This window comes from Micromonospora sicca (assembly GCF_003172935.1).
Classification (GTDB): Bacteria; Actinomycetota; Actinomycetes; order Mycobacteriales; family Micromonosporaceae; genus Micromonospora; species Micromonospora sicca.
The window spans coordinates 1-9,256 of the sequence record NZ_QGKS01000379.1 but is presented as its reverse complement, the minus strand read 5'-3'; the positions used below and the strand labels follow the sequence as shown (position 1 = coordinate 9,256).

Sequence of the window (9,256 nt, the reverse complement as noted above, 5' to 3'; positions counted from 1 at the left end):
CCCGTCCCGCCCCCTAGCCCCGTCCGTCCCGACCCTGCACATCCTGGCCGCCTCCCGCTCGGTGCTGCGCGACGGCGAGCCGCTGCCGCTGACCCGGCTGGAGTTCGACCTGCTGCTGCACCTGGTCGCGCATCCGCGCCGGGTCTTCACCCGGCTGCAACTGCTCAACGCGGTCTGGGGCTACGAGCACGCCGGCGTCCGCACGGTGGACGTGCACGTCCGACGGCTGCGCGGCAAGGTCGGCGTGGACGTCCCCCTGGTCACCACCGTCTACGGCGTCGGCTACCGGCTGGCCGACGACGCCCGCGTCACCGTCGACCGCACCGGCTGAGCCGGCCGGGTCCTTGGCCGGCCGCCAGGTGGGCCGGGCACCATGGTCGGATGTGGTCCGTCCGATCACGCCCGAACGACTCGTCGCCGAGCTGGCCGACCGGCTGGCCGGCACGGCCGTGCCCGGGCGGCTCCGGGTGGCGATCGACGGTCCACCGGCCGCCGGTCCCGACGCGCTGGCCGCGGCCCTGGTCGACCCGCTGCGCGCCGCCGGGCGGCCGGTGCTGCACGTGCTCGCCGCCGACTTCCTCCGCCCCGCCTCGGTCCGGCTGGAGCTGGGCCGGACCAACCCGGACGCCTACTACGAGGGTTGGGTCGACGAGACCGGGCTGCGCCGGGAGGTGCTCGACCCGGCCGCCGCGGACGGGTCGGGTCGGCTGCTCCCGTCGCTCTGGGACGCCGTCACCGACCGGGCCAGCCGGGCCGGGTACGTCGAGCTGCCACCCGGTGGCGTGGTGCTGGTCAGCGGGTCGCTGCTGCTCGGCGGCGGGCTGCCCTTCGATGTCACCGTGCACCTGGAGCTCTCCCCGGCCGCGCTGGCCCGGCGTACCGACCCGGAGCTGCGCTGGACGCTGCCCGCCTTCGCCCGGTACGCCGACGAGGTCGCGCCGGCGTCCTTCGCCGACGTGGTCGTCCGGGTCGACGACCCCCGCCACCCGGCGGTGGTCGAGCCCGGGGAACCCGGCTGACCGGCCGGCCCGCCGGAACCGGACGGTCGGTACGCCGACGGGCGAAAAATCGTCGGTTTGATCCTTTCCAGGTGCGGGTAATCGCCCGGCTCACAGAGCACGGGTGAGTTCACCCGCGCCACCGACGGACAGGTCCGGGGCGTCACAGCGCCCCGGACCGATGTGAGGCCCACGAAAGGCAGGCAGCGATGCTCGTCCACGACACGGTAGCCACCGGCCGTTCCCAGGCGGAGATCGACCAGATCCGGCAGTCCCTGCGGTCGCGCTACGACGAGCTGACCGCGGAGTACGAGCAGGCGGTGCTGCAGAGCCAGGTGCTGCGCCTGGTGGAGGTCGGCGACACCGCCGGCGACGACCAGGCCGACAGCGGCACCAAGACCGCCGAGCGGGACACCGCGCAGTCCCTGCTGCGCACCATTCTGGACCGCCGCGCCCAGTTCGAGCACGCGCTGACCCGGCTGGACGAGGGCACCTACGGGTTCTGCGAGGGTTGCTCCGCGCCGATCCCCGTGGAGCGGCTGGAGATCTTCCCGTCCGCCACCTCCTGCGTGGCCTGCAAGCAGACCCGGGAGCGGCGGGCGGCCTGAGCGCCGTCCGAGTTGCCGGTCGGTCCGACGCGCGGTGGACTCCACCCATGGGTGAGATCAAGGTGGGCACCGCCTCGTGGACCGACCGGACCCTGCTCGACTCCGGCTGGTACCCGGCGACCGCGGACACCCCGGAGAAACGGCTGGACTACTACGCCCGGCAGTTCCCGCTGGTCGAGGTGGACGCCACCTACTACTCGCCGCCCGCGGAGCGGACGGCGGAGCTCTGGGTGGCCCGCACCCCGCCCGGGTTCACCTTCAACGTCAAGGCGTTCAGCCTGCTGACCGGGCATCCGACCCGGGTCGGCGCGCTCTACAAGGACCTGCGCCCGGAGACGGACAAGAAGAACGTCTACCCGGACGATCTGCCGCCGCAGACGTACGAGGAGGTCTGGACCCGGTTCCTGTCCGCCCTGGACCCGCTGGTCGAGGCGGGCCGGCTCGGCGCGCTGCTGTTCCAGTTCCCGCCCTGGTTCACCATCAAGCGGGAGAACAAGCAGTACCTGCTCGAGGTGGCGAAGCGGTGCGCCCCGCTGCGCCCGGTCTTCGAGTTCCGTCACGCGTCCTGGTTCGACGGGGCCAACGGGGACGAGACGCTGGGCTTCCTGCGTCAGCACCGGCTGCCGTACGTCTGCGTCGACATGCCGCAGGGGCACCGGTCGTCCGTCCCGCCGGTGCTGGCGGCCACCGCGGACCTGGCGGTGGTCCGCTTCCACGGGCACAGCGACAAGTGGACCAGCAAGGACATCCACGAGAAGTTCGGGTACGAGTACTCCGAGCGGGAGCTGCGGGACTGGGCGCCGAAGCTGCGCGAGCTGGCCGGGGAGGCCGAGCATACGCACGTGCTGATGAACAACTGCTACCGCGACTACGCCCAGCGCAACGGCCGGCAGTTGCAGGCCCTGCTCGGCGCGGACTGATTCACCCGGGGCGGGTGAGGCCCACTCACCCCGGAGCCGCACAGCATGGACGGTGTGTGCGGTCCGTCGACCGGCGCGACCGCGAGGCCGACAGGAGGTGGGCCATGACGGTGCGGGTGGTAGCGGATGCGCGCCGCGGCCGGGTGCTGCACGTGGTCGGGAAGTCCGACGTGCCCCGGCGTGGCGAGCGGCCCGGTCGGTTCAGCCCGACCCGGCTCTGGCGGGGGCCCAGCGGGCCGCCGCGCCGCACCGACGACCGACGCTGGGAAACCGACGCACGGGGGTGGGTAGATGGCTGAGCAGCTGATTTCCGCGGTCGAGTCCTCGATGGACAAGACAAACCTGATGCTCAAGGACATCGAGCAGGCGTACGGCTGGCCGAAGGAACAGCGCAACCAGTCGTACGCGGCGTTGCGCACGGTGCTGCACCTGCTGCGCGACCGGCTGCCGGTGCAGCAGAGCGTGGAGTTCGCCCAGCAGTTGCCGGTGCTGGTCCGCGGCATCTACTTCGACGGCTGGCAGCCGGAGAACGTGCCGATCAAGCTGAACCGGGAAGACTTTCTCTACGAGGTCCGCCAGGGCTTCCCGTACGACGTGGAGGGCGGCACGGAGCGGGTGGTGCAGGTGGTGCTGGACACCCTGCGCCAGCACGTCACCCAGGGCGAGTGGCAGGACGTCAAGTCGCAGATGCCGAAGGACCTGGGCCGGATGATTCCCTGACCGGCCCCGTCCCGGCCCGCTCCACTCCGGTGGGGCGGGCCCTCGGCGTCCGGCTGACCGGGAGGCCGGCCCGCCGGGCCAGTCCGGCGAAGGCCACCGCGTCGACGATCGCCGCGCCGCCGGGGTCGTTGTTGAAGTAGACGTACGCGGGCTCGGCGTCGCCGAACGTGTCGCTCAGCCGGCGTACCCAGGACGCCAGCGCGGCCCGGCCGTAGCGCGGCCATGGGCGGGCGCGCCGCTCGTGCAGGCGCAGGTAGCCGAAGTCGGTGGTGCGCCACAGCGGCGTCACCGGCCGGCTGAGCCGGTCGGCCCAGACCAGCGCGGCCCGGCGCCGTTCGAGGACGCGCCGGGTGTCGTCGCTCCACCAGGAGGGGTGCCGGGGTTCCACCGCCACCCGCACGTCGGCGGGGAAGAGCCGCAGCGTCTCGTCGAGCGCCCGGGGGTCGGCGCGCAGGTTCGGCGGGAGTTGCACGAGCACGGGTCCGAGCCGGTCGCCCAGCCCACCGGCCCGGTCCAGGAACCGGGCCACCGGCTCGGCCGGCTCGCGCAGCCGTTTGATGTGGGTGAGGTAACGGCTCATCTTCACCGCCACGCAGAAGTCGTCGGGGGTGCGGGCCCGCCAGGCGACGAAGGTGTCCCGTTCGGGCAGCCGGTAGAAGGCGTTGTTCACCTCGACGGTGGCGAACCGTTCGGCGAAGTGCTCCAGCCAGAGCCGCTGCGGCAGCTTCGCCGGGTAGAAGCGCTCCCGCCAGTCCCGGTACTGCCAGCCGGAGGTGCCGACCAGGATCATTGTGATCGCGCCCTTGGAGGTTCGTTGCGGCGTACCGCTGTCGGAGGTTCAGGGCTTGTATTCGCTGCGGGTGCGGGGGAGCCATTGCGGGTGTTCATCCCGAAGGTAGCGGATGAGGCCCTCGCGGAGGTCGCAGCGGAGGTCCCAGGCGCTCGGGCCGTCGGCGGCGGAGGCCTGGATCTGGATGACCACGCTCTGTGCGGTTGCGTCGACCATCTGCAGCACCCATTGGTCGCGGTCCCAGAGTGGCGACGCCTCGACCAGCCGCCGGGCCTCCGTGCGTAGGTCGTCGAGGTCGGCGGTGTGGTCCACGTGAAGTTTGATCTGGCCGACCACCCGGCTTTCGTTCCGGGTCCAGTTCTGGAACGGGCGTTCGGTGAAGTAGGTCGTGGGCAGGATGAGCACCCGGTCGTCCCAGAGTCGGATGACGACATTGGTGAGCTTCAACTCCTCGACGCGGCCCCACTCGCCCTCGATCACCAGGACGTCGCCGACGTGCAGTGAGTCGGCGAAGGCCACCTGGATTCCGGCGAAGGCGTTGCCCAGGGCGGTCCGCGCGGAGAGCCCGATCACCGCGCCGACCACTCCGGCCGATCCCAACACCGACAGACCGAACAGGCGTACCGGCCGGAAGGTGACCATGATCAGGCCGATCGCCAGGATGGTGACGACGGTCGCGGTGAGGCGCCGTACCGGCCGGATCTGGGTGCGGGCGCGCCGGATGCGGCGGCCCGAGACCGCCGCCTCCGGCAACCGGCTGAAGATGATGCTTTCGGTGACGTACAGGGCCTTGACTATCAGCCACGCGGTACAGCCGATCAGCAGCAGCTGGACCCCGTGGCGGACTGCTCGAATCCACCAGTCCGGCCCTGTCGGCATCGCGAAGTACAGCGCTCCGAGCAGCAGCACCATGATCGCGGGACGTCGGCAGGCCTTATACAACGGCGTCAGGCACCACTGGTAGCGGCCGCGGGCGACTCGCCGGACGAGCACGCCGGTGAACCGATCCAGCAGGAGCGCCGCTCCCAGCGAGGCCAGCACGATCGCCACCAAGCCCATCAGGCGCCGACCGATGCAGCCGTAGTGCTCATGCTCCTCCAACTCCTCGGGCAGGTTGTCCTGTCCGAGCGTGTCACGGGAGTTGCGACCGTGCGGTGTGCATCTGGAAACGATCAGGCCACGCGAAGTCCGGCGATCGGGCACGCGTCGGCAGGCTGGGTCACCGCCCCGACAGCGGGGGTGGACCTAGTGACCGGTCGCCGCGCCCATCCCGCATCGGGTGGCGATGAGGGTGGTAGCGACGAGGGCGGCGAGGAGCAGAGCGGTCAGGCGGGACGGCGCGGGTGTGAGCGGGGTGAGGAGCACGAGCGCCGCCGTGGCCCAGTACGGCACGGTCATCTTCAGCTGCTCGTACGGGCGGATGTGCAGCGTCCAGACGGCGATCAGGTAGATGGCGACCGGCGCGGCAACCGCGTACCCGGCGGCGACGCGCCCGAGGTGCGCCGCCCCGGTCTGGTAGTCGACATCGACGGCTAGGCCCGCGCCGAGCGCGGCCGCCGACGCGAAGATCAGATACTGGCCGTATCCCCACAGCAGTGCCACGCGCGGCGTCGTTGCCAGGTGTTCGACCGGGCGGTCGAAATACAGCCACCACATGGCGAAGACGATCACGATCCCGGCACCGGCGATCGACAGCAGGGGGCTCGCCTTGGTTCCCCGGTCGAAGGCGGTCTGCACGGCGAGGCTCGCGGCGAGCACCGACTCGCCGAGCACGATGATGGTGAACAGGCCGTACCGCTCGGTGATGTGGCGCGGGTGCCAGATGATCGGAGCGGGGCGCCGGGCCCAGAACGGCAGCAGCAGTTCGGCGACGGCGACCGCCAGGAAGCCGGGCAACAGCCAGGGCCACCCGTCGGGCAGTGCCAGCCGGGCAATCCAGGCCGCCTGCAGCACGATGATGCCCACGGCGTAGCGCAGCGCGGTGGCGCGCCGCTCGGGATCGCTGTGGGCGACGCGCAACCACTGCCCGACCATCGCCAGGCGCATGATCACGTACCCGTACGTGATGACGGAGAAGTCGCCGTGGTCGAAGGCGCGGGGCACGCCACCGGCGATCACCAGCGCCCCGGCGATCTGGACGAGGGTGGTGAGGCGGTAGACGTCGTCCTCGGGGTCGTACGCGGAGGCGAACGTGGTGAAGTTCATCCAGGCCCACCAGATCGCGAAGAACACCGCCGGGTAGAGGCCGATCCCATGGCCGATGTCGGCCTCGCCCAGGTTGTGGTGCAGCCGGTCGGCGGCCTGTCGCACCGCGGCCACGAAGCACAGGTCGAAGAGCAGTTCCAGCGGAGTGACCCGCCGGTACGGCTCGTCGGTGGGGCGGGCGACCATCGGCCGGTACCAGGTGCGCGAGGGGGCCTGTGGATGACTCGCCGGCTGGGACATGGCAACACCTCGGACGGCTCGCGTGCGGAACGTTCCCTGGGCCGATCCTTCCGAAGCCCACCGGTCCCACGCGGACTCTCGCCGAAGTCGGCAGGTCGGCTCCACCGCCATGCCTGCAAGGCGCCGTGACCCGGAGGCGCGACTCGACCGCTCAGAAGAGGTCGAAGTGGAAGACCTCGAAGGCGGCGCCGTAGCGGACCCCGAGACGGGTGCCGGCGGGCCGGCTGATCCCCTCCAGGAACTCCTCCGGGTCGAAGCCGCCGTCCCCGAGCCCGCGCAGGTACTCCGCGTGCGCCCGCAGCGACGCCACGCCCCGTTCGAAGGTCGCCGTGACGTCCACGCCGTGCCGGGACTGCGGGGAGGCGGCCGCCCAGACCTGCCGTACCCGGTTCCACGGCTCGACACCGTCGACCAACTGCTCCGAGAAGATCCACCGGTTGCCGGCGTCGCGGACCGCGTCCAGCACCGCGCGACCGGTGGCGATGTGGTCGGCCTGGTTGAGCGCGTACGCCCCGTCCCAGGTGTCCCGGAAGTTGTTGGTGATGACGACGTCGGGGCGGTGCCGCCGGACCACCGCGGCGATCTCGCAGCGCAGCGCGACGCCGTACTCCAGCAGGCCGTCGGGGAGGCCGAGGAACTCCACGGTCGGCACCCCGACCAGGGCGGCCGATTCGCGCTGTTCCCGCTCGCGGATCTCCCGGGTCCGCTCCGGCGGCATCCCGTCGATGCCCGCCTCGCCGCTGCTGACCAGGCAGTAGACGATCTCCTTGCCCTGCCCGGTCCAGCGCGCCACGGCCGCCGCGGCGCCGAACTCCAGGTCGTCGGGGTGCGCCACCACCGCCAGGCCGCGCTGCCAGTCCTCGGGCAGCGGTTCCAGCGGCTCGACCTCCGGTTGCGCCATGCGACCCTCCTGCCGGCCAATTCCCGGTACATCCTGACACCGCGCACCGGTCCGCGCCCGCAGGCGTGGCCTGCCGCAACGGATGGCCCAGGTTCGGGGCCCGGCGAACCGTCCGTGTCGCCGGGTTCCGACGTCTACCGTGGGTTAGAGAAGATCGCGCGGGGGGTACCACCCGCTGCACGACGGACCCCGACCGACGACGGGGCGGCACACCCGAGGGAGCACCGATGCCACTCAACGACGACGACATGCAGACCACCAGCGGCGGCGGCCCCGAAGGCCCGGCCGACGGTGGCGCGACCCCGGGCCAGCAGGACGGTGGCGCCGACGGTGGCGCCGACCGTGGCGCGGAGCGTGGCGCCGACCGAGGGGCGGACCGTGGCGCCGAGGGTCCGGCCGACGGTGGCGCGACCCCGGGCCAGCAGGACGGTGGCGCGGACGGCGGCGCCGAGGGTCCGGCCGACGGTGGCGCGACCCCGGGCCAGCGCGACGGCGGCGCCGACGGCAGCGCCCGCTGACGGATCGTCATGACGCACCTCGACCCGCCGGGCGGCCACGGCCGCCCGGCGGTTCCGTCTTCCGCCACCGACGCCCTCGCCCGGTGCATCTCCGTGGAACCGGCGAAGTTCGCCGCCGCCCACTGGGGCGTCGCGCCGCTGCTCTCCCGCGCCGCCGACCTACCCAACCCGCGCGGCTTCACCGACCTGCTCAGCCCCGCCGACGCCGACGAGCTGCTCAGCCGGCGCGGTCTGCGTACCCCGTTCCTGCGGGTGGCCAAGGGCGGCCAGCTCGTGCCGGCGGCGCGCTACACCGGCGGCGGCGGCGCGGGCGCCGAGATCGACGACCAGGTCCTCGACGAGAAGGTTCTGGACCTGTACGCCGCCGGCGCGACCCTGGTGCTCCAGGGCCTGCACCGGAGCTGGCCGGCGCTGGTCGACTTCGCCCGGCACCTGGGCACCGCGCTGCGGCAGCCGTTGCAGGTCAACGCGTACCTGACCCCGGCCGGCAGCCAGGGCTTCGCCACCCACTACGACACCCACGACGTCTTCGTGCTCCAGGTGGACGGCCGCAAGCACTGGCGGATCCACCCGCCGGTGCTGCCCGACCCGCTCGAGAAGCAGCCCTGGGGCGGACGGGCCGACGAGGTCGCCGCCACCGCCGAAGGCGTCGCCGCGCTGGACGTGGTGCTCGAACCGGGCGACGCGCTCTACCTGCCCCGCGGCTGGCTGCACAGCGCCCAGGCGCAGGAGTCCAGCTCGCTGCACCTGACCGTCGGCATCCGGGCGCTGACCCGGTACGCCCTCGTCGAGGAGCTGCTCGCGCTGGCCGCCGAGGACGCCCGGCTGCGCGCCGGGCTGCCCTTCGGCACCGACGTCGCCGACCCGGACGCGATCGAGCCGGAGCTGACCGAGACGGTCGAGGCGCTGCGCGACTGGCTGCTGCGGGCCGACCCCGCCGCGGTCGCCGCCCGGCTGCGCGACCGGGCCTGGCCGGCGGCCCGACCGGCGCCGATCCGCCCCCTGGCCCAGGCCGCGGCCCTGGCCACGATGGACGCCGACAGCCGGGTGGCGCCCCGCGCCGGCCTGCGCTGGCAGCTCACCCCGACCGGAGACGGGAAGGTGGCGCTGCGCCTGTTCGACCGCACCATCACCCTGCCCGGCACCTGCGAGCCGGCCCTGCGTGCCGTCCTCGCCGGCGAGGTCACCCGGGTCGGCGACCTCCCCGGCCTCGACGACGACGCCGACCGCATCGTCCTCGCCCGCCGCCTCCTCAAGGAATCCGTCCTCACCCCCGCCTGACCACCTTCACCTCGCGGCAGCCCGCACCGGGCCTCGTTGATCATGAAGTTGTTGTCATATCTCTTATACACATCT

General features: G+C 72.6%; 11 protein-coding genes. 7 read left to right on the top strand and 4 right to left on the bottom strand.

Annotated elements, in window-relative coordinates; translation table 11 throughout:
* The 5 genes from DKT69_RS30205 to DKT69_RS30180 form a co-directional block, all read left to right on the top strand.
* The coding region (locus tag DKT69_RS30205; protein ID WP_146231253.1) for a winged helix-turn-helix domain-containing protein at positions 1-331 on the top strand (331 nt) is incomplete at its 5' end.
* A gap of 52 nt (positions 332-383) precedes the next feature.
* The gene (locus tag DKT69_RS30200) at positions 384-1,019 is read left to right on the top strand and encodes a nucleoside/nucleotide kinase family protein (protein ID WP_109804845.1); all 636 of its coding nucleotides are present in this window, start codon (positions 384-386) and stop codon (positions 1,017-1,019) included.
* 188 nt (positions 1,020-1,207) lie between these two features.
* On the top strand, positions 1,208-1,606 hold the full coding sequence (locus tag DKT69_RS30195; protein WP_109804844.1) for a TraR/DksA family transcriptional regulator: 399 nt from the start codon (positions 1,208-1,210) through the stop codon (positions 1,604-1,606).
* Positions 1,607-1,653: 47 nt separating this feature from the next.
* Entirely contained in the window at positions 1,654-2,526 is an 873-nt protein-coding gene (locus tag DKT69_RS30190) for a DUF72 domain-containing protein (RefSeq protein WP_109804843.1), read from the top strand.
* Positions 2,527-2,817: 291 nt separating this feature from the next.
* On the top strand, positions 2,818-3,246 hold the full coding sequence (locus tag DKT69_RS30180) for a DUF2267 domain-containing protein (protein WP_109804842.1): 429 nt from the start codon (positions 2,818-2,820) through the stop codon (positions 3,244-3,246).
* On the opposite strand, the gene DKT69_RS30175 is transcribed toward DKT69_RS30180, so the two are convergent.
* From DKT69_RS30175 to DKT69_RS30160, 4 genes are all read right to left on the bottom strand, one after another.
* The gene (locus DKT69_RS30175) at positions 3,203-4,036 is read right to left on the bottom strand and encodes a DUF72 domain-containing protein (RefSeq protein ID WP_109804841.1); all 834 of its coding nucleotides are present in this window, start codon (positions 4,034-4,036) and stop codon (positions 3,203-3,205) included. The two genes, DKT69_RS30180 and DKT69_RS30175, sit on opposite strands and share 44 nt — an antisense overlap.
* 48 nt (positions 4,037-4,084) lie before the next feature.
* Positions 4,085-5,137, bottom strand: a complete 1,053-nt coding sequence (locus DKT69_RS30170; RefSeq protein WP_236648445.1) for a mechanosensitive ion channel family protein — start codon at positions 5,135-5,137, stop codon at positions 4,085-4,087.
* A 144-nt stretch (positions 5,138-5,281) separates the two neighbouring features.
* The gene (locus tag DKT69_RS30165) at positions 5,282-6,481 is read right to left on the bottom strand and encodes a low temperature requirement protein A (RefSeq protein WP_109804840.1); all 1,200 of its coding nucleotides are present in this window, start codon (positions 6,479-6,481) and stop codon (positions 5,282-5,284) included.
* Positions 6,482-6,632: 151 nt separating this feature from the next.
* A complete protein-coding gene (locus DKT69_RS30160) occupies positions 6,633-7,382 on the bottom strand; it encodes a PIG-L deacetylase family protein (RefSeq protein WP_109804839.1) in 750 nt (249 codons plus the stop codon).
* 227 nt (positions 7,383-7,609) lie between these two features.
* Between DKT69_RS30160 and DKT69_RS30155 the strand changes: the two genes are divergently transcribed.
* A complete protein-coding gene (locus DKT69_RS30155) occupies positions 7,610-7,900 on the top strand; it encodes a hypothetical protein (RefSeq protein ID WP_109804838.1) in 291 nt (96 codons plus the stop codon).
* Between the two features lie 9 nt (positions 7,901-7,909).
* On the top strand, positions 7,910-9,181 hold the full coding sequence (locus tag DKT69_RS30150) for a cupin domain-containing protein (RefSeq protein ID WP_109804837.1): 1,272 nt from the start codon (positions 7,910-7,912) through the stop codon (positions 9,179-9,181).
* Positions 9,182-9,256 lie beyond the last annotated feature (75 nt).